The organism is Streptomyces katrae (assembly GCF_002028425.1).
GTDB classification, from domain to species: Bacteria; Actinomycetota; Actinomycetes; order Streptomycetales; family Streptomycetaceae; genus Streptomyces; species Streptomyces katrae_A.
The window spans coordinates 7007533-7026263 of record NZ_CP020042.1 but is presented as its reverse complement, the minus strand read 5'-3'; the positions used below and the strand labels follow the sequence as shown (position 1 = coordinate 7026263).

The 18731-nt window shown below is 76.5% G+C and carries 19 protein-coding genes; 10 read left to right on the top strand and 9 right to left on the bottom strand.

Annotated elements, in window-relative coordinates:
* Positions 1-34: 34 nt before the first annotated feature.
* Positions 35-604: an HPP family protein gene (locus tag B4U46_RS31850; RefSeq protein ID WP_079431066.1), complete on the top strand. Its 570-nt coding sequence runs from the start codon at positions 35-37 to the stop codon at positions 602-604.
* Between the two features lie 107 nt (positions 605-711).
* Entirely contained in the window at positions 712-1470 is a 759-nt protein-coding gene (locus tag B4U46_RS31845; RefSeq protein WP_079432122.1) for a VOC family protein, read from the top strand.
* A 44-nt stretch (positions 1471-1514) separates the two neighbouring features.
* Here B4U46_RS31845 and B4U46_RS31840 read toward each other — a convergent pair whose 3' ends face one another.
* Positions 1515-1937: a secondary thiamine-phosphate synthase enzyme YjbQ gene (locus B4U46_RS31840; protein WP_079432121.1), complete on the bottom strand. Its 423-nt coding sequence runs from the start codon at positions 1935-1937 to the stop codon at positions 1515-1517.
* Between the two features lie 93 nt (positions 1938-2030).
* Here B4U46_RS31840 and B4U46_RS31835 point away from each other — a divergent pair, with 93 nt between their 5' ends.
* Complete coding sequence (locus tag B4U46_RS31835) at positions 2031-3068, top strand: PHP domain-containing protein (protein ID WP_079431065.1); 1038 nt, start codon at positions 2031-2033, stop codon at positions 3066-3068.
* Between the two features lie 156 nt (positions 3069-3224).
* Here B4U46_RS31835 and B4U46_RS31830 read toward each other — a convergent pair whose 3' ends face one another.
* Entirely contained in the window at positions 3225-4079 is an 855-nt protein-coding gene (locus B4U46_RS31830; RefSeq protein ID WP_237293199.1) for a UbiA family prenyltransferase, read from the bottom strand.
* 89 nt (positions 4080-4168) lie between these two features.
* On the opposite strand from B4U46_RS31830, the gene B4U46_RS31825 reads away from it, so the two are divergent.
* The 3 genes from B4U46_RS31825 to B4U46_RS31815 are packed head-to-tail and all read left to right on the top strand — an operon-like array spanning position 4169 to position 6850.
* On the top strand, positions 4169-5233 hold the full coding sequence (locus tag B4U46_RS31825) for a type III polyketide synthase (protein WP_079431064.1): 1065 nt from the start codon (positions 4169-4171) through the stop codon (positions 5231-5233).
* 52 nt (positions 5234-5285) lie between these two features.
* Positions 5286-5819: an isoprenylcysteine carboxyl methyltransferase family protein gene (locus tag B4U46_RS31820; RefSeq protein WP_079432119.1), complete on the top strand. Its 534-nt coding sequence runs from the start codon at positions 5286-5288 to the stop codon at positions 5817-5819.
* Entirely contained in the window at positions 5816-6850 is a 1035-nt protein-coding gene (locus B4U46_RS31815; RefSeq protein ID WP_079431063.1) for an NAD(P)/FAD-dependent oxidoreductase, read from the top strand. The genes B4U46_RS31820 and B4U46_RS31815 overlap by 4 nt, the downstream gene beginning before the upstream one ends.
* Positions 6851-7009: 159 nt before the next feature.
* On the opposite strand, the gene B4U46_RS31810 is transcribed toward B4U46_RS31815, so the two are convergent.
* Positions 7010-7852 carry a hypothetical protein gene (locus B4U46_RS31810; protein ID WP_079431062.1) on the bottom strand — a complete coding sequence of 281 codons (843 nt, stop codon included), beginning with the start codon at positions 7850-7852 and terminating at the stop codon, positions 7010-7012.
* Between the two features lie 451 nt (positions 7853-8303).
* Between B4U46_RS31810 and B4U46_RS31805 the strand changes: the two genes are divergently transcribed.
* Positions 8304-10229, top strand: coding sequence for a carboxylesterase/lipase family protein (locus B4U46_RS31805; RefSeq protein ID WP_237293198.1), 1926 nt, complete (start codon positions 8304-8306; stop codon positions 10227-10229).
* A 7-nt stretch (positions 10230-10236) separates the two neighbouring features.
* Here B4U46_RS31805 and B4U46_RS31800 read toward each other — a convergent pair whose 3' ends face one another.
* Complete coding sequence (locus B4U46_RS31800) at positions 10237-11592, bottom strand: M64 family metallopeptidase (RefSeq protein ID WP_079431061.1); 1356 nt, start codon at positions 11590-11592, stop codon at positions 10237-10239.
* A gap of 161 nt (positions 11593-11753) precedes the next feature.
* Between B4U46_RS31800 and B4U46_RS31795 the strand changes: the two genes are divergently transcribed.
* On the top strand, positions 11754-13088 hold the full coding sequence (locus tag B4U46_RS31795; RefSeq protein ID WP_079431060.1) for a tetratricopeptide repeat protein: 1335 nt from the start codon (positions 11754-11756) through the stop codon (positions 13086-13088).
* A gap of 160 nt (positions 13089-13248) precedes the next feature.
* On the opposite strand, the gene B4U46_RS31790 is transcribed toward B4U46_RS31795, so the two are convergent.
* Entirely contained in the window at positions 13249-13494 is a 246-nt protein-coding gene (locus tag B4U46_RS31790; protein WP_079431059.1) for a DUF6158 family protein, read from the bottom strand.
* Positions 13495-13536: 42 nt separating this feature from the next.
* Positions 13537-14637 (bottom strand): AI-2E family transporter, encoded by a 1101-nt coding sequence (locus B4U46_RS31785; protein WP_079431058.1) that lies wholly within the window; start codon positions 14635-14637, stop codon positions 13537-13539.
* A 112-nt stretch (positions 14638-14749) separates the two neighbouring features.
* Here B4U46_RS31785 and B4U46_RS31780 point away from each other — a divergent pair, with 112 nt between their 5' ends.
* A complete protein-coding gene (locus tag B4U46_RS31780) occupies positions 14750-16060 on the top strand; it encodes an MFS transporter (protein ID WP_079431057.1) in 1311 nt (436 codons plus the stop codon).
* A 94-nt stretch (positions 16061-16154) separates the two neighbouring features.
* Positions 16155-16892, top strand: coding sequence for a hypothetical protein (locus tag B4U46_RS31775; RefSeq protein ID WP_079431056.1), 738 nt, complete (start codon positions 16155-16157; stop codon positions 16890-16892).
* A 9-nt stretch (positions 16893-16901) separates the two neighbouring features.
* On the opposite strand, the gene B4U46_RS31770 is transcribed toward B4U46_RS31775, so the two are convergent.
* From B4U46_RS31770 to B4U46_RS31760, 3 genes are all read right to left on the bottom strand, one after another.
* Positions 16902-17246: a hypothetical protein gene (locus B4U46_RS31770; protein ID WP_079431055.1), complete on the bottom strand. Its 345-nt coding sequence runs from the start codon at positions 17244-17246 to the stop codon at positions 16902-16904.
* A gap of 142 nt (positions 17247-17388) precedes the next feature.
* A complete protein-coding gene (locus B4U46_RS31765; RefSeq protein ID WP_079431054.1) occupies positions 17389-17619 on the bottom strand; it encodes a hypothetical protein in 231 nt (76 codons plus the stop codon).
* Between the two features lie 251 nt (positions 17620-17870).
* Complete coding sequence (locus B4U46_RS31760; protein ID WP_079431053.1) at positions 17871-18665, bottom strand: GntR family transcriptional regulator; 795 nt, start codon at positions 18663-18665, stop codon at positions 17871-17873.
* Positions 18666-18731 lie beyond the last annotated feature (66 nt).

Here is an 18731-nt window from a genome sequence, read left to right as displayed (position 1 = left end):
TGCCCCCGGCCCCGCACCGAAATCCTGCTCCCGCATGCCTACCGCGACCACCCGTACGGCCAGTACGGCCAGTACGGCCACCACCCACGTATCGCCCGCCACGCACGTCACGCCCGTCACGGCGCCCGGAGCCCCGCCCCGGCCGAGTGCCGTCGCGGCCTTCCACAGCGTCAGCGCCGCCACGACCGTCCTGCTGGCCCTCGTGGCCATCGGCGCGGCGATCCACGAGCCGGTGCTCATACCCCCGCTCGCCGCCAGCGCCGCGCTCGTGCACAGCGCCCCCACCCTGCCGCTGGCCCAGCCGCGCGGGGTGGTGGTCGGCCATCTGATCGGCGCGGCCTGCGGCTACGCGGTGCTCGCCGCGGCCGGGAGCTCCGCCTGGGCGGCGGCCCTGGCGGCCGGGCTCACCCTGGCCCTGCTGACCCTGGCCCGCACCCCGCACTCCCCTGCCGTGGCCACGGCGGTGGTGACCGTGCTCCAGTCCCCGGCGCCCGCCCGGTTCGTGCCGCTGCTGTTCGGCTCGACGGTCCTCCTGGTCCTCACCGGTTACGCCGGCTCCCGCATCCGCCGCACCGCCCCGAGGTACCCCGCCTACTGGTGGTGATGACCTGCGGGCGCGCCTGCGCCGCACCGAGGGGGCCCGGGCGCTACTCCTTGTCCGTGGAGATTTCGACGAGGGACGTGTTCGGGGCCCCCTGCTGGGTGAGCCTGATGGCCCGCGACCTGGAGGCCTCCCAGCGCTTCTACGGTGCGGTCGTGGGCTGGACCTTCCGTCCGGCCCGCTTCGGTTCGGCCTTCTCGCTGGCCATTCAGGACGGCGTGCCGGTCGCGGGGATCGGGGCGCTGGCGAGCGATCTGGCCGTGGCGGTGGCCTGGACCCCGTACTTCGCCGTCGACGACGTCGACGTGGCGGCGGCCCGGATCCGCGAGCGCGTCGGCACGGTGGCGGTGGGGCCGGTCTCCTTCCCCGGCGGCGGCCGGGCGGCGCTGGTCGCCGACCCCGACGGGGCGGTGTTCGGGATCTGGCAGGGACCGGTCACCGCGGGCTGGCGCGTGGGCCTGGGCCCGGCGCCCGCCTGGCTGGAGCTGCGCACCCGCAACGCCTTCGACGCGGCCCTCTTCTACGGGGAGGTGCTGGAGTGGGCCACGGGCCGCACCGGCTGCTGCGAGGTCTCGTACGAGGAGGAGCAGGTCGTCCTCCGCCAGGGCGGGGAGCCGGTCGCCCGCCTGGACAGCGGCCCCGTGGAAGTGGGCGCGTACACCCCCCACACCCGTCCGCGCTGGCACGTCCACTTCCGCGTCCCGGAGCTGGAACCGGCGGTGGAGGCGGCCCTCGAACTCGGCGGCCGGACCGTCTCGGTGGTCACCTCGGACGGCAGGGAACGGTCGATCATGCTGCGCGACCCGGACGGCGCCCTGTTCACCCTCACCGAACGGGTCGCGGGGCCGGAGGCCGAGGGACCGGCCTGAGCCGGCCGCCGGGCCGCCCGGACGCGAGGTGCCGGGGAGCCGGATCAGCCCAGGAAGCTCAGCCGGACCCGGCGCTCGGGGTTGTCCCGGTTCGTGTCGACCAGGCAGACGGACTGCCAGGTCCCGAGCTGGAGCCGGCCGCCGACGACCGGCAGGGTCGCGTGCGGGGGGACGAACGCCGGCAGGACGTGGTCGCGGCCGTGCCCCGGGGAGCCGTGCCGGTGCTGCCAGCGGTCGTCGGCGGGGAGCAGGGTGCCGAGCGCCGCGAGCAGGTCGTCGTCGCTGCCGGCGCCCGTCTCGATCACGGCGATGCCCGCGGTCGCGTGCGGGACGAAGACGTTGAGCAGGCCGTCGCGGCCGGCCGCCTCCTCGGCGAGGAAGCGCTCGCAGTCGCGGGTCAGGTCGGTGACGGTCTCGGCGCGGCCGGTGGTCAGGTCGAGGACGCGGGTGGTGAATCGGTCGGACATGCCGCCCATGATCGCGCACCCGCCGCCGGTGCGCCGCCGCGCGCTCGCCGCCGCCCGGGGGCGTTGGGACACTGGCAGCGTGAGGAGGTGCCCATGGACCCGGTGGCGGCGCTGGACCGGATCGCCTTCCTGCTGGAACGGGCGCAGGCCCCCACCTACCGGGTCCGGGCCTTCCGTACGGCGGCGGCGGCGCTGACCCGCATGGGCGAGGCGGAGACGGCCGGGCGGGCGGACGCCGGGACGCTGGAGGCCGTCAGGGGCATCGGGCCGAAGACCGCCCAGGTGGTGCGCGAGGCACTGCTCGGGGAGGTCCCGGCTTACCTGCGGGTGCTGGAGGAGGAAGCCGCGGCGATGCCCGAGGGGCCGCCGCCCGACCCCGCCGCCGTCGCGCTGCGCGCGGCCCTGCGCGGGGACTGCCACCTGCATTCGGACTGGTCGGACGGCGGGAGCCCGATCGAGGCGATGGGCCGGGCGGCGGCCGGGCTCGGGCACGACTGGGCGGTGCTGACGGACCATTCGCCGAGCCTGACGGTCGCCCGGGGCCTGTCGCCGGAGCGGCTGCGCGAGCAGCTGGACGTGGTGGCGGAGCTGAACGGGCGGTGGGCGCCGTTCCGGCTGCTCACCGGGATCGAGTGCGACATCCTGCTCGACGGCTCGCTCGACCAGGAGCCGGAGCTGCTGGACCGGCTCGACGTGGTGGTGGGGTCCGTGCACTCCAAGCTGCGGATGGAGGCTCCGGCGATGACCCGGCGCCTGCTGGCGGCGGTGCGCAATCCGCTGATGGACGTCCTCGGGCACTGCACGGGCCGGCTGGTGACCGGCCGGACCCGGCCGGAGTCCACGTTCGACGCCGCGGCCGTGTTCGCGGCCTGCGCGGAGTCGGGTACGGCCGTGGAGGTCAACAGCCGTCCCGAACGGCTGGACCCGCCCCGCCGGCTGCTGCGGCTGGCGGTGGAGGCGGGTGTCTTCTTCGCGATCGACACCGACGCCCACGCCCCGGGCCAGCTCGACTGGCAGATCCTGGGCTGCGAACGGGCGGTGGAGTGCGGGGTCCCGCCGGAGCGGGTGGTCAACACCTGGCCGGCCGAGGACCTGCTGGCCTGGACCCGCACCCGGCGGGCGCCGGCTTAGGGCCTGTCGTCAAAGTCCCGTCTGCCCCGCGGGCGACGACGGGACTTTGACGACAGGCCCTGGGCCGCGGCGGCCGGTGCGTGCCCTGTGCCGCCGGGGCCGCTCCCCGGCCCCGGGGACCGGCACGGGACGCCGCGGAGCGGTCCGGCGGGCCCGTCACCAGGCCGGTGCCTGGCCGGCGCTGCGGGCCAGGAGCAGCAGGACGTCGCCGCCCGCGACCGCCAGCACCCCGAGGAACGGGATCCGGCCCGGCGCCCGGGCCGTGGCCAGGAGCAGGGCGCCGGTCAGGGCGAGGAGGGTCCAGCCGTACGGGGTGACGTGCCCCGGCGGGCCCAGGACCAGCAGGGCCGCCGAGCCGAGGACCAGCAGCGCGGCCAGCGCGGCCGAGGCGCGGGCGCCGAGCCGCTGCGGGAGCCCGCGTACGCCCGTGGCGAGGTCGTCGGCGATGTCGGGCAGGACGTTGGCGAAGTGGGCGCCCGCGCCGAGCAGTGCGGCGGCGCCGGTCAGCCAGGGCGGCGGCCAGGGCGCGCCGGGCAGGCCGAGGGTCACGAAGGCGGGGAGCAGGCCGAAGGCGAGGGCGTACGGGAGCCAGGAGGCGGCCGTGCCCTTGAGCCGCAGGTTGTACGCCCAGGCCGCCGCGACCCCGGCGAGGTGCGCGGCCCCGGCCGCCGGGCCGGCGGCCAGGGACAGCGGTACGCACAGGGCCAGCGCGGCGAGGGCGGCGGCGGTCACGGCGGCGGCCGGGACCCCGCCCGTGGCCAGGGGTTTGTCACGGCGGCCGGCGGCCCGGTCGCGGCGCAGGTCGAGGCGGTCGTTGGACCAGCCCACCGAGAGCTGCCCGGCCGCGACGGCGCCCGCCGTCAGGGCGGAGCCGGCGGGCCCGCGCCCGGCGGCGGCCGCGAGGACGGCGGCGAAGACGGTGACGGCGGCGGCCGGAAGGGGGTGGCAGGCCCTCAGCAGGCCGCCCACCGGGACCGCCGGCAGGGGAAAGGCGGGAGAGCGGGCGGGCACGGCGCCACGCTACGCCGTGACGGCACATCGGGAGGCTCCCTTTCGCGCGCTTCTGCCCGATTCGCACCGTTCTTCCCTATGTTGGGCCAATGACCCGTGTCCTGTCGGTGAGCAGCGTGTTCCCGCCCCACCGGTATCCGCAGGCCCAGATCACGGAGGCGCTGGTGCGGTGTCTGCCGCCCGGCGCCGACGCGGCGCTGCTGCGCCGGGTGCACGCCTCGGTGCGGGTCGGGTCCCGCCACCTGGCGCAGCCGCTGGAACGTTACGGCCCGGACGGCGACTTCGGCACCTCCAACGCCCTGTTCCTGCGTACGGCCCTGGAGCTCGGCGCCGAGGCGGTCGGGCGCGCCCTCGACGGGGTCGGCCTGGCGGCGCCGGACATCGGGCTGGTGGTGTCGACGACCGTCACCGGGCTCGCCACCCCGTCCCTGGAGGCCCGGCTCGCCTCCCGCACCGGACTGCGGCCCGGCGTGCGGCGCGTCCCGCTCTTCGGGCTGGGCTGCGCGGCGGGCGCAGCCGGGCTGGGGATGCTGCACGAGCAGCTGGCCGGACGCCCCGGGCAGGCCGCGCTGCTGCTGTCCACGGAGCTGTGCTCGCTGACCCTCCAGCCCACCGACACCTCGATGGCGAACCTGGTGGCGGGCGCCCTGTTCGGCGACGGCTGCGGCGCCCTGGTCGCCGTGGGGGCGGAGCACCCCCTCCACGACCGCGGCACCGGCGGGCCGTGGGTGCTGGACGCGCGCGGGCGCCTCTACCCGGGCACCGAGCACCTCCTGGGCTGGGACATCGGCCACTGGGGCCTGCGCATGGTGCTGGGCCGGGAGCTGCCCGAGCTGGTCGGTCTGCACGTGGTGGAGGAGGTCGAGTCCTTCCTGGCCGGGCACGACCTCAAACCCGCCGACGTCGACGTGTGGATCTGCCATCCGGGCGGCCCCAGGATCCTCGACGTGCTGGCCGGCTCCCTGGGGCTGCCCGGGCACGCCCTCGTGGCGAGCCGGCGTTCACTGGCGACCGTGGGGAACCTCTCCTCCGCGTCCGTCCTGCACATCCTCGGCGCCGTCCAGGCCGCCGGGCCGCCCGCGCCCGGATCGACGGGGCTGATGCTCGCCTTCGGTCCGGGTTTCGCCTCCGAACTCGTCCTGCTGCGCTGGTGAGGTGCCCATGCCGCTGTTCCCGTCACCCCAGACGCTGACCCCGTCGACCCCTCTGACCTGGTACTTCCTCCTCCTTGCTCTGGTCGCCGCAGAGCGGCTGGCCGAGCTGGCCACGGCCCGGCGCAATGCCGCCTGGAGCCTGGCGCGCGGCGGCCGGGAGTACGGCCGCGGCCACTACCCGGCCATCGTCGCCCTGCACGTCGCCCTGCTCGCGGGCTGCGCGGCGGAGGCCGCGCACCGGTCCTTCCTGCCCGCGCTCGGCTGGCCGGCGCTCGCGGTGGTGGTGGCGGCGCAGGGGCTGCGCTGGTGGTGCGTGCTGTCCCTGGGCCCGCGCTGGAACACCCGGGTCATCGTGGTGCCCGGGCTGCCCCTGGTGGCGGCGGGGCCGTACCGGCTGCTGCGGCACCCGAACTACGCGGCGGTGGTGCTGGAGGGTCTGGCGCTGCCGCTGGTGCACACGGCGTGGGTGACCGCGCTCGTTTTCACCCTGCTCAACGCCCTGCTGCTGCGGGTGCGGATCCGCTGCGAGAACACCGCGCTCACCTACGCCCGGACGGCCGATCCGCTGCTGGGCCTGGTCCGGTGATCGACCTGCTGGTGGCGGGCGGAGGCCCGGCCGGGCTGGCGACCGCGATCCACGGGGCGCTGGCCGGACTGGAAGTGGTGGTCCTGGAACCGCGGCCCACGCCGATCGACAAGGCCTGCGGGGAGGGGCTGATGCCGGGCGCGGTGCGACGGTTCGAGGAACTGGGCATTGCGGTGACGGGCCGTCCGTTCCACGGCATCGGCTATGTGGACGGGGTGACGGGGCTGCGCGCGGAGGCGCTCTTCCGCTCCGGCCCCGGGCGCGGCTGCCGCCGTACGGACCTCCAGGCCGCGCTCGCCGACCGCGCGGCGGGGCTCGGCGTACGGGTCCTCGCGCGGCGCGTCGGGGAGGTCCGCCAGGACGGACGGCGGGTGTGCGCGGCCGGGCTGACGGCCCGGTACCTGGTGGCGGCGGACGGACTGCACTCGCCGGTGCGGCGCGGGCTGGGCCTGGGGGTACCGGCCGCGCCGGGACGGGCCGCCCGGTACGGGCTGCGCCGCCACTACGCGGTGGAGCCGTGGAGCGACCTGGTCGAGGTGCACTGGGCGCGCGGCGCGGAGGCGTACGTGACCCCGCTCGGGGCGGACCGGATCGGGGTGGCGGTGCTGACCTCGGAGCAGGCCCCGTTCGACGTACAGCTGGCCCGCTTCCCCCTGCTGACGGCCCGGCTGCCGCCACCGCCCGGCCGGGGCCCGGGGGTGCGCGGGGCCGGACCGCTGCGGCAGCGGGCGCGGACCCGGGTGGCGGGGCGGGTGCTGTTCGTGGGGGACGCGGCGGGGTACGTGGACGCCCTGACCGGGGAGGGACTGACCCTGGCGGTGTCGGCGGCGGGCGCGCTCGTGCGCTGCGTACGCGAGGGCCGGCCGCAGGAGTACGAACGGGCCTGGCGGGACCTGTCGCGCGGCTACCGCACGCTGACCTCGTCCCTGCTGTGGGCCCGCCGCCGGGCACCGCTGGCGGGGCGGATCGTCCCGCTCGCGGCCCGGATGCCGCGGGTGTTCGCGGGGGCGGTGAACCTGCTGGCCCGGTAGGCCGGGCGGGCTCCGTTCCCGGCCGGGGAGCGCGGGGCCTCCTGGTCGTCGGGGCCGCTCGGGGTGGTCGCTCACCCCGGGGATCCCTCCGGGAGTCGTACCTGCCGGCCGGCGGCGGCCCGGCCGGGAGTACCCGGCCGGGCCGCCGCCGCGTGGGGGTCAGGCCCCTTCGTCGGTGCGGGGGCGGGGCGGACGGTACGTCAGGGCCACGCCGGCCAGGATCGCTGCCGTGGCGGCGCCGAGAACCGTCGCGACGCCGGCCCACGGGTAGGGCGCGCCGAGGGTGCCGTCGAGGGGGTTGAAGTACGCGACTCCGCCGACGATGTGCAGCGCGACCACGGCCAGCGTCGCCACGGCCGCCCCCCGCCACACCGCAGGGGTGTCCCGGACGGCGAGCAGGGCGCCGAGCGGCAGGCAGAGCAGGGCCACCGCCAGGGGCACCAGCCGGCCGGGCTCGGGCGGCTGCGCGAGGTTCCCCGGCAGGTGCAGCACCCCGCAGAACAGCAGGGCGGCGGCTGTGGGCCAGCGCAGCACGTGGCCCAGCACACCCCCGCGCCGGGCCGCCCGGGCCGCCATGGCGTCGGCCGCGGTCGGGGCGGGTACGGGGACCGTGGCGCGGACCGGCGGGGGCTGCGGGGCGGGACCGGGCGGGGTCGCGGCGGCCCCGGCCGGGGGCCGGCCGGGCCGGGCGGCCGGGTCGGCCGTGCCCGCCACCCGCGCCGCCGGGCGGGCCGCGGGGGCGCCGTCGGGGCGGGCCGCGGGAGCGGGCGCGGTGCCGGGCGGGGTGCCGGGAGCAGGTGCGGGAGCGGTGCCGGGCGGGGTGCCGGGAGCGGGTGCGGGGCCCGCGTCGGGTGCCGGGTGTATGGCCGACACGGCGTGGAGTGCGGGGGCTGGGGAGGCGGGGGGTTCGGTCGGGGGGTCGAAGGTCGGTTCCGGGGTGGCGGCGGGGAGGCCGTCGCGGTCGCCGTGGTTCGTCGCCGCGAGGGGGCTGGGGTCATTCATCGAAAGCTCCGTCTCGCCGACGCGCGGGTCTACGCATCGCGCGCCGGTCATCGTGCGTCATGGGAAGCGCACGCTTGGTGACATTCAGCGGCATGGGGCGGCACTGCGCCATTCGGGGCGGGCAAACGGGGGCTCCCCCGGGGCGTCCGGGGCGCCGGAGCGGACACGCCGGGGCCGAGGCGGTCCGCGGGGCATCGGGCGGGGCACAGTGGCGGGGTGCCGGCCCCGCTCCCCGGGACCCCGTCGTCACGTCCCCGCCGTCGCCCGGAGGCCGGCCGAGCGGTGTCCGGCGCACGGCTCCGTGCGGGAAGGGTCCGTCGTCCCTGTCCGGCGCACCACCGGGAGCGCGTCCCGGCAACGCGGGGCGGGCGGAAGCGCGAGGCCCGGGGTCCGGTCCGGGAGGGGCACCCCACTCGTTCAGGAAGGCCACCCCCCGGGAGGGACGACAGCCGTGCCGGATCCCCACACCGACCCCGCCGACCGCAACATCCCGGTCGACCGCGCCGACCCCGGCGGCCCCGGCGGCCCCGGCGGGCGTGACGGATCCGCCGACCGCGGAAGCCCCGCAGGCCGCGGGGACACCGGCAGTCCCGCCGGCCAGGCCGTCCGCGCCGACCCGGCCGACCCAGCCGACCCAACCGACCCAGCCGACCCAGCCGACCCAGCCGACAGCGGTACCCGCAGGGCATGGCGCCGGCAGGCGCGTTTCGGCCGGGTGCTGCTCCCCCGGGTGCGCCCCGCGCGCCGCCTGGGCGGCGGGCTGCTGGCGGCGTTGCTGCCCGTGGTGGCGGTGTTCTGCGCCGCCGGGTACGGGAGCCCGTCCGCCGTGCGGCCGGCGGGTGGCGCGGGGCGGCCCGTGGTGCGGACCGCCGAGGGGCCGGTGCGCGGGCGGGTGCACGGGGCGTACGCGAGCTTCGAGGGGATCCCGTACGCCGCCCCGCCGACGGGGCGGCTGCGCTGGCGGGCGCCGCGGGCCGCGCCGCACCGGGCGGGCGTGCTGGACGCGGGGGCGCCCGGGGCCCGGTGTCCGCAGCTTCCGGCGGTCGGGCCGGGCGGGGTGAGCGGCTCGGAGGACTGCCTCTACCTCAACGTCACCGCCCCGGCGGGCCGGGGCCCGGCCCGTCCGGTGATGGTGTGGTTCCACGGCGGCGGTTTCCGCTTCGGCTCCGCGGACTCCTACCGGCCGCAGCCGCTGGCCGTGCGGGGTGACGGGGCGGTGGTGGTGACGGTCAACTACCGGCTGGGGATCTTCGGCTTCTTCGGCCATCCCGAGCTGGGCGGCGCCCCCGACTTCGGGCTCGCCGACCAGCAGGCGGCGCTGCGCTGGGTCCGGGCGAACGCGGTGGCGTTCGGGGGCGATCCGGGCCGGGTGACGGTGTTCGGGGAGTCGGCGGGCGGGCTCGGGGTATGCGCCCACCTGGTCTCCCCCGCCTCTGCGGGCCTGTTCCAGCGGGCGATCGTGCAGAGCGGGTCCTGCTCGACGACGATGCCGCCGTACTCGGTGCTGCCGACGGCCGGGACGTACGAGCCCTTCGTGCCGCAGCAGCGCGTGGCCGAGGCCGGGGCCGGGGCGGCCGCGGAGCTCGGCTGCGGCGGCCGGCCGCCCGGCGCGGTGCTGGACTGCCTGCGCGGCCTGGACGCGGCCCGGCTGGTGACGGCCCCTTTGATGGAACGGTTCTCCGCGGTGGCCTACGGCAACGCCCTGCTGCCCCTGGAGCCCCGCCGGGCGCTGGAGTCCGGCCGCTTCCACCGGGTGCCGGTGGTGCAGGGCAGCACCCTGGACGAGATGCGGCTGTTCATGGCCCAGACCCTCGCCTCGTACCCGGTGGACGGGGAACGGGGCTACGGCGAGCGGCTGCGGACCTCCTTCGGGGCGTCGGCCCCGGCCGTGGCGGCCGCGTACCCGCAGGCGGCCTTCCCGACGGCCGCGATCGCCTTCGCGACCCTGCTGTCCGACGCCTCGTTCACCTGTCCGACGCTGCGCGACAGCCGCGCTCTGGCCCGCCACGTCCCGGTGTACGGCTACCTGTTCGGTGACAGGGGGGCGCCCAACTTCACCGGCCTGCCGGAGCTCGCCGGCTTCCCGTTCGGGGCGGCGCACGGCTTCGAACTGCCGTACCTGTTCACGATGGTGCCCATGACGGCCCCTCAGGCGGGGCTCGCGCAGCGGATGACCGGGTACTGGACCGGTTTCGCCCGCACCGGAGCTCCCGGGGCGCCGGGAGCTCCGGCCTGGCCCCGGTTCACGGGACGGGCCCCGTCGGTCCTGAGGCTGGCGCCCGGCCCGGGGGGCGTCCGGGCGGTGGACGCGGCGGCCGCGCACCACTGCGCGCTGTGGGACGGCCTGCCGGTGCCGGAGGCCGGCACCGGCGGCTGAGCGCGTACTACAGCCGGACGTCCCAGGTCGCGGTGGAGGACAGGCTCCGGGCGATCTCCGGGTCGCGGACGGCCGGGGTGCGGTCCTCGGCGGTCACCGACAGCTTGTGGGTGCGCAGGTCCAGCAGCCACAGTTCCGCCACCCGCACCTCCGTCCGGCCCGCGAACCGCTTCAGCTCGCGGCCGTCGAGGTACCAGCGGACCGTCGGCTGCCGCCCGTCGGCGGAGGCCAGGTGCGCGACGGAGGCCTTCGCGGTGTTCCGCAGCCGCAGGGGCCGGTCGGTGGGGGTGAGCGGGGTGACGAGGCGGGTGTGCCGCTGGAAGCCGGCGATCATCGCTTCCACGCCGGGGAGGTTGAACGGTTTGCCCAGCACCCGCATGATCGAGTTGTCGGTGGGCCGGTAGAGGCCGGTCACGTAGTAGCCGCCGCCCTCGTAGGCGCCGACGGTACCCCCGTCGGGGGAGGTCTCGCCGAGCCAGCGGTACCACTTGGCGCGCTGCGCGGCCATGGCGCCGGCGTCCAGGGTGGAGGTGTTGGGGGCGGCGGGCTCGGCGCCGGTGTACTTCTCGTAGTCGGGGACGCCCGGGTAGAAGTACTCGTCGGCGAGCTTGCCGAGGGAGTGGCCGGTCTCGTGGATGGCGACCTGGCCGGACTTGGGGTGGCCGGCGGAGGCCGTGGAGATGCCCTCGTAGCCGAGGGTGGGGCTGGGCTCGTTGTAGCCGGCGCCGCCGTACTTGGCGCTGTTGGCGAGGACGACGACCAGGTCGGCGGCGGGCGCCTTCGCCACGTACGCGTCGACCTTGGGCTGGTCCACGCACAGGAGCCGTTCTATCGACTCGCACCAGAAGTAGGAGCCGAGGGCGGTGTCGCGGACGGTGTCCGGGCCCGGGTCGCCGGAGACCCCGGACTGGGCCGAGACGGCGTCCACGGTCCACACGTTGAACAGGTCGCGGTAGGTCGTGTAGGGCTCCACGGCCGTGACCTCGGCCCATTTGGCGCGGACGTCGGCGTGGAAGCGGTCCAGTTCGGCGGCGGTGTAGCCGTCGCCGACGAAGACCACGTCGAGCCGGTCGGCGGTGGGCCCGTTGTCGACCGTCTTGGTGACCTGCCCGTCGGCGGCCCGCGCCGACTCGGAGAGGCGGGGCGCGGCCTTCGCCCGGCCGGCGGCCGGGACCCGGGTGTGGCCGGATCCGGCTTCGGTGCCGTGTTCCGGCCCGGGTATCTCGACCTCGACGCCGGGGCGGGCGGTCGGGCCGGGCGGCGGCGCGGCTGCCGCGGGTACGGCCGGGGCGGCCAGGAGCGCGGCGCTCGCGCAGACGGCCGCGAGCGCCGCGCGCAGGGCAGGCCGGATGGTTCTCTTCATGAAGTCCTCCGCCGGGGCAGGGAGTTGAGGGGGGTTAAGTGAACGGTTAACTCGACTGAACCGGCTGCTTAAACTAGGGGGCGCGCGAGGGCGTGCGCAATGGATGACTCCCACCGGATACTGGGGAGTTGAGGAAACCTCGTGGACAACAAGGGGAGTTCATGGACGAACCGTCCGAGATCGGGCGCCGGGTGCAGCGGCTGCGCGGCGAGCGCGGGCTGACCCAGCGGCAGTTGGCCGAGCCCGAGTACACCCCGGCGTACGTGTCCACCCTGGAGGCGGGGAAGGTGCGGCCCTCGGAGACGGCGCTGCGGTTCCTCGCCGGGCGGCTCGGCACCTCGTACGAGGAACTCACCACCGGGCGCCCGGCCTCCCTGGGCACGGAGCTGCGCCTGGCCCTGACCGACGCCCAGCGGACCCTCGCCACGGGCTCGGCCCGGGAAGCCGCGGGCCACTTCCGGCGACTGCTCGCGGAGGCGGAGCGGCACGGGCTGGCCGACGAGCGCGCGGAGGCCCTGCTGGGGCTCGGCGACTGCGCACTGGAGGCGGGGGAACTGACCGAGGCGGCCGGGCACTTCGAGGCGGCGGAGCAGCTGCTGGCCGGCGAACCGCTCCCCCGCCGGGCCCGGCCGATCCGCGGCCGGGCCGTCGCGCACCTGCTGGCCGGGGAGCTGCGGTACGCCTGCTACCTGCTGGAGTCCGCCATCGACGGCCTCAACGCGGGCGGGCTCGCCGACCCCGAGGCGCTGGTGCTGCTGTACTCGGCGGTGATCGGCCCGTACATCGACATGGGCGCCCACGCCCGCGCGGCGCACGCGGCGGAACTGGCGCTGGCGCTGGCCCCTCAGGTCGCCGACCCCGCGCTGGTGGCGGGGATGCACCGGCAGGTGGCCCGCACCTTCCTCGCCGAGGGGCGGGTGGCCGACGCCGACGCCTCACTGGCCAAGGCCCAGGCCGTCTACCGGCAGCTGCGGCTGCGCACCGATCTGGCGCACTGCCACTGGATGCGGGGCTACGTCCAGGCGCAGCACGGGGAACTGGCGGCGGCGGAGCGGGAGCTGCGGATCGCCCGGGAGATGCTCACGGCCCGGCGGGCCGCGCTGTACACGGCGCAGGTGGAGGTGGAGCTGGCGGACGTGCTGCGCCGGCTGGGCCGGTACGAGGAGGCGGCGGAGCTGGTGTCGGGGCTGCTGGCGGAGGGCTCGGACCCGGGCGCGGTGCACGCGGGCGGGGCGCACCGGCTGCTGGGGCTGATCGCCGAGGAGCGGGGGGACACGGAGGCGGCGGAGGAGCACTACGTACGGGCGCTGGCGCTGCTGGAGCGCAGTGGGGCGGGCGGGGACCTGGCCGACCTGTGCCGGCTGCTGGGGGATCTGCTGCGCAGGGGCGGCCGGACCGAGGCGGCCCTCGACGCCTACCGCACCGGCCTGGGGCATCGCGCGGCCCCCGGCACCACCACCCTGGGCCCGGCCCCGGCGGCCCCCGCGTTCCGCTGAGGCCCGGTTCCGCTGCGCGGGGCTGGTCCCCTGCCCGGCCTTCGCCCGTTCCTCCCCCGGCTACCGCTGGGCGGTGCCCCCGGGGGCACGGCCCCAGACCCCGCGCCTCAAACGCCGGCGGGGCCGGATTTCGCCGCTGCGCGGGCCGGGATCAGGAGGGCTACTGCTCTCCCGGCTTCCGTGCGCGGGCGCCCTCGCGGGTGCGGGCCGAGGCGGGGGCGCGCTGCGGGTGCCGGCGGAGGTATTCGTCCTCCAGTTCCTTCAGCCGCTGCGTATGCGTGGCCAGCGCGTCGTCCGAACCGTGGAGCAGGGTCTCGTGCCGGGTGCGGTGGATGGTCTCCAGTTCCTTCAGCAGCCGGTCGTCTCCGAGATTCCGCGGCGCCGGTCCGCCGGAGCGCTCTGCCATGGCAACCACCTCCACGTCCTACGGTAAACGGGTCGCGCCGGTTCAGCCGTCCGGCCCGGGCCCCGCCAAGGGCGGCGGCTCCGGCGGCGGCAGGGGCGCGGCCGGAGCCGCGGCGTGGGCGCGCAGCGCGGTGCGGACCGACCAGGTCACCGAGACCAGCGGCACGGCGACCACCGCGCCGACCACCCCGGCCGCGATGGCCCCCGCGACCACGGAGACGGCCACGACCAGCGGGTGCAGCGCCACCGCCCAGCTCATCACCAGCGGATGCAGCAGATGGCCCTCGATCTGGCCGATCACCACGATGAGGGCGATCACCACCCCTGCGATGACCGGCCCCTTCGCCGCCAGCGCCACCACCGCGGCGACCGCGAGCGCGACCGGGGAGCCGATCAGGGGGACGAAGGCGGCGAAGAACTCCAGCAGCGCCAGCGGGAGGGCCAGCGGGACCCCGAGGAGGTAGAGGGCGAGTCCGACGAGGGCCGCGTTGGTGGCCGCGACCAGCACGATGCCGTGCGTGTAGCCGGTGAAGGTGCGCCAGGCCGCGCGCCCGGCGACGCCCACCCGCTCGCGCGCCGCCTCGGGCAGCTGGGCGCAGAACCAGGCCCACTGCCGGTCGCCGCCGTGCAGGAAGAAGACGGACGAGAACACCGCGAGCGCCAGGACGGTCAGGACCTGCACCACGTGCCCGGCGCCGCTGACGGCCGTGCTGAGCAGGGTCGAGCGGTGGGAAGAGAGGTAGGCGCCGATGCGGGACTGGATGTCGGTGAGGGCTTCCGACTTCAGCCGGAACGGCGGCCGCTCCAGCCATTTCTGGATGCTGACGAGGCCTTCGCGGAACTCCCTGACCAGGGTCTCGCTCTCTCCCGCCACCGCCTCCCCGACCAGCGCGAACACGCCGAGCAGCACGACGGCGCTGCCGAGGAGGCTGACGGCCACCGCCAGGGAGCGGGGGACCAGCAGGGCCAGCCGGCGCGACAGGGGTGACAGCAGCGCGGTGATGACCAGGCCCAGGAACAGGGCGACGCCGATCTCGTGGAAGCGGCCCAGGAGCACGAAGACCGCGTAGACGGCAGCCCCGACGACCAGCAGGCGCCACGCATAGGACGCTGCCGTACGCAGGAACGGGGACACCGGCGGCATGACCCATGGGTGCCACCGGGGACGGGCCGTGCCACGCACCGGGCGCCGTTTTGACCCGTCCGGGGGAAAATGCGTTGCCGGACGGCGAGGCGGGCCCGCACGATGGCCCGTTGTGAGTAGCTCCCGTCTGTCCTCCGTACTGCCCGATCTGTCCCCCTGGCGTTCCAGCCGTGACTTCCGGCTCCTCTTCTTCCAGGGCACGGTCACCTACTTCGGCTCGTTCATGGCGATGATCGCCCTGCCGCTGCAGATCAAGCACTTGACGGACTCGCCGCTGGCGGTCGGTGCGATGGGTGCGGTGGAGCTGGTGCCGCTGGTGGTGTGCGGGCTGTACGGGGGCGCGCTCGCGGACGCGGTGGACCGGCGGCGGCTGATCCTGCTGACGGAGGCCGGGCTCGGGGTGCTGGCGCTGGTGCTGCTGGTGAACGCGCTGCTGCCGGACCCGGTGCTGTGGCCGCTGTACGTGGTGGCGGCCGGGGTGTCGGCGCTGAGCGGCCTCCAGCGACCGGCGCTGGACTCGCTGATGGCGCGGATCGTGCCGCACGACCAGCTGACGGCCGCCGCCGCGCTGAACGCGCTGCGCTACCAGTCGGGGGCGATCGCCGGACCGGCGCTGGCCGGCGTCGTCGTCGCGTACGCCGGCTACGCCTCGGCGTACGCGGTGACCGTGGTGGGCTTCGCCGTCTCGGTGGCCTTGTGCGCGCGGCTGCGCCCGGCGCCGCCCGTGGGCGGCGCGGAGCGGCCCTCGCTGCGGTCGATGGCCGAGGGGGCGCGGTACGCGTGGAGCCGGCCCGTGCTGCTGGGCACGTACGCCGTGGACCTGGCGGCGATGTTCTTCGCGTTCCCCAACACGATCTTCCCGTTCCTCGCGGACGAGCTCGACGCCGAGTGGGCCCTGGGGCTGATGTACGCGGCGGGCGCGGTGGGTTCGCTGGTGCTGGGGCTGACCAGCGGCTGGGTCTCGCGGGTCCGCCGGCACGGGCTGCTGGTGGTGTCCGGGGCGGCCGCGTGGGGTCTGGCGATCGCCGCGGCGGGCTGGTTCTCCAACGTCTGGCTGGTGCTGGTGTGCCTGGCCGCGGCGGGCGCGGGCGACATGCTGAGCGCGCTGGGCCGCTCCACCATCTGGAACCAGACGATCCCGGAGGAGCTGCGGGGACGGCTCGCGGGGATCGAGGTGCTCTCGTACAGCGTCGGGCCGCAGCTGGGCCAGGTGCGGGCGGGCACGATGGCGGGCTGGACGGGCACCCGGCCGGCGTTCTGGAGCGGGGGCCTGGCCTGCGTGGCGTCGGTGGCGCTGCTGGCCGCGCTGCTGCCGAAGCTGATCTCGTACGACGCGGACACCGACGCGGACGCGCTGCGCCGCCGGGCCGCCCGGGAGGGGGCCGCCGCCCGGGAGGCGGACCCGGCGGGCGCGGCGGCCTGAGCGGGCGCGGCGGCCGGATCCGGCGCCGGTCGCGGGGCGCCCGAACGGCGGTCCCCGTGGTGCGCGGGGCGGCCGTCACCGGGAGGGTGACCGCATGGGCGACTGGTGGTACCGCAACATCCTGGAGCCGGGGAAGCTGCCCCTGCTCCTGGCCCTGACGGCGTTCGTCGTGACCTTCGTGGCGACCCGGGTGATCACCCGGATGATCCGGGCCGGGAAGGGCCCCTTCCGCAACGTCACCCCGGGCGGTCTGCACGTCCACCACTGCGTGCCCGGGGTGATCCTGATGACCGTCGGCGGTTTCACCGCGATCGCGGGTGGCCGCGCGGGGTGGGGGTCGTGGGTGGCGGCCGTGCTGTTCGGGATGGGGACGGGCCTGGTGCTGGACGAGTTCGCGCTGATCCTGCACCTGAGCGACGTCTACTGGAGCAAGGAGGGCACGCTCAGCGTCGAGGTGGTGGTGATGACCACGGCCCTGGCGGGGCTGCTGCTGTGCGGGTTCCTGCCGCTGGGCGTGGACGGTCTGACCGAGGACCAGCTGGAGAACCGCCTGTTCCTCGTGCTGACCGTGCTGTTCAACCTGATGCTGGCCGTGGTGGCCCTGTTCAAGGGCAAGCCGCGGCTCGCGGTGTTCGGGGTGGTGGTCCCGCTGATCGCCCTGATCGCTGCGGTGCGGCTGGCCCGGCCGGCCTCACCGTGGGCGCGCCGGTTCTACGGCCGGCGACCGAAGACGCGGGCCCGGACGCTGCGGCGGGCCTACCGGCACGACCGGCGCTGGAGCGGGCTCGAGCGCCGGATCGGCCACCTGATCGGCGGCACGCCCAGCCGGTGAGAGCGGTGCTCAGGCCGAGGCGGCGGGGGCCGCGTCGAGCTCCCAGGCGTGGCGCTTGAACTCCTTGCGGAAGTCGGCGTGGTCCTCCCACTGGCGGGCGATGCCGCGCAGTACGTCCCAGTGGTGCTCCACCGACTGGTCGATGACCTTGCGCACCAGCGGCTCGGCCGTCTCCCGCGTCGCGATGAGCCCCTTGACGGCGGAGGCCTCCAGCACGCTGTTGCGCAGCGCGCGCAGGGCCCGGGAGGTGTCGTCCATGGCGAAGCCGCGCTCGCTCCCGGTCTCCGCGTCGAACAGCGGGGTGAGCCGGGCCTCGATGAACGCGGTGATCCGCTCGAAGTGCTGCACGTCCATCAGGGTTCTCCCGTTCCCGCCGGGCCGGCGCACGGCTCGGCACGGCTCGTCTCGTCGGAGCTGCTCCGGCTGAGCGCTCGGGTGCAGGATACGAGGTCAGGGGCGCCCGGGGTGACGCCGGGCGGGCCGTCGGCCGTCGGGCTCAACGCCGCAGCGGGTCAGGTGCGGTGACGGCGAGGAGGGGCGGCGCCGGGGAGGTGTGGCGGTGGCCGCAGGGCTCGAAGAGCAGGACCACAGGCTCGCCCGGGCGCTGGCGCCAGGAGATCCGCTCCGGCGGGGTGGCGCAGCGGGGACAGGCGGGCAGCGGGCCCGGCTCGGTCCGGCACTCGGGCGCGGCCGACAGCAGCGGCGGCACGGTGTGCGGGTCAGGCATGGAGGCTCCCTCCGGAGGTTGCGCTCCAGGCACTGTGCCATGGGCGGCGCCTCCCGCGCACGGGTGAATCGGCCCGCGTTCGGGCAGGTCAGAGCCTCCGGGGCCGGGGAAACCGGGCCGTGTGGGGGCAGTTGGTGATCAACTGCTCCTCCGTTCGGCCTCCACCAGGCCCGACTCGTAGTTTGCGGGCGTTGGCGGGTGCCGGCCGGCTGAGGGCCGGCCGCCCCGCCCGGATCGCGCGCGGCGGGCCGTCAGCTGACGCGGAAGGCGATGGCCTCGGGTTCCCGGTGGAAGGTGACCTGGTCCCATGCGGGGAAGGCCAGGTCGGTGACGGCGAGCAGCCGGCCGGAGGCGTCGTGCACGGTACGGCGTACCGAGAGCCCGCAGGCGGGGGACGCGGCGGCGGGGTGGCTGGTCCGGGTCATGGTGATGGTCTCGGCGGTGCGTCCCCGGGCCGTGACCCGCTCCAGCCAGCGGTGCAGCGGCCGCAGGTCCTCCTCCCGTGCGGCGGACGGCCGTTCCAGGTAGGGGGCGAGCTGCGGGGTGCGGGCCACCACGGCCGGGCAGAGGTAGGTCACGGTGTGCTGGAGGGTGCGTCCGTCGGCGCCGTACACGCGGTGGTGGTGGACCAGCGTGCGTTCCCCGCCGCGCATGCCGAGCAGGGCCGCGAGGGAGGGCGGCACGGTGACCAGACCGAGCCGGGCCCGGGCCGCCGGGCGGGCCGGGCCGCGGGCGGGCGGGGCGGGGTACGGGGAGAGGTGCGCGTCCGCCCGGCCGGCGGGCCGGGCCGGCCGCGGGGACGCCTGCGGCGGGGCGGCCCGGGTGCCCCGGCGGCCGGTGACCACCAGGCCGTCGGCCCGCAGCTCCTGGAGGGCGGCCCGGACGGTCTGCCGGTTGACCTCGTAGCGGGCGGCGAGGGTGCGTTCGGAGGGCAGTCTGCCTCCGGCGGTCCGGGCGGCGTGGTCGAGTTCGTCCCGCAGCGCTGCGGCGATCCGCTGGTACTTGGGCATGGCGGCGGGGCCGCCGCCCCGCGAAGGGGAGGGCATGGCTTCTCCTCTGACGGGTGGTCAAGGACTGCGCGGTCTGCCCGCCCAACCTAGCATTGGTCTATA